The sequence below is a fragment of the Psychrobacter sp. 1U2 genome, assembly GCF_051847575.1.
Genome location: NZ_JBPYDC010001094.1, coordinates 1 through 708, shown reverse-complemented (window position 1 = coordinate 708; position 708 = coordinate 1). Strand labels below are relative to the sequence as shown.

The window sequence follows — 708 nt, the reverse complement described above, 5'->3', positions numbered from 1 at the left end:
ATAAATCTCACCCACAAACTAACAAACGGTTAATACATACTATGGATATCTCCTTATTATATTATGGCATGCAATGGTTAGCAGGATTCATCGCATTTGTGACAATCTGGGGCTGGTTACCTCTTGATAACTGGTGGGTGAGAGGTGTTGAGTTTCCACGTATTCAAATAATGGTACTGGGTATTATCGCGTGGATTGGCATGTTGGTGTTTTGGTCAGAGTGGCAATGGGAGCAGTGGTTGTTGTTTATTACCTTAACTGTTACGTTGGCTTTTCAGCTTAGAATGGTATTGCCTTATACTAAATTATGGAAAAAAGAAGTCCAAAATGCAAAAGACAAGCCAGAAGAGCAGGCATATCAGCTTAAAATCATGGTATCAAATGTCCTGACTCCCAATGATGAGACACAAAAACTGGTTGATTTGGTCAAACAAAAGCAGCCTGATATTTTGATTACTTTAGAAAGTGATGAGAAATGGGAAAAGGCGCTTAATCAAATTGAGCCTGATTATCCTTATACAGTAAAAATACCGCTAGATAATCTTTATGGTATGCACCTGTATTCTAAGCTTGAGTTGATAGACCCTCAAGTTAAATATTTAATGATAGACGACATACCGTCGATCCACTCGCAGCTGCGTCTGCAAAATGGTCAGGTGATTTGGCTGTACTGCTTGCATCCGATGCCGCCAAGTCCCACAGAAGCCG

The 708-nt window shown here is 40.1% G+C and carries 1 protein-coding gene; it reads left to right on the top strand.

The window, feature by feature from the left end:
• Window positions 1-41: 41 nt before the first annotated feature.
• On the top strand, window positions 42-708 hold a 667-nt coding region (locus ACS8FD_RS20570), incomplete at its 3' end, for an endonuclease/exonuclease/phosphatase family protein (RefSeq protein WP_439277232.1).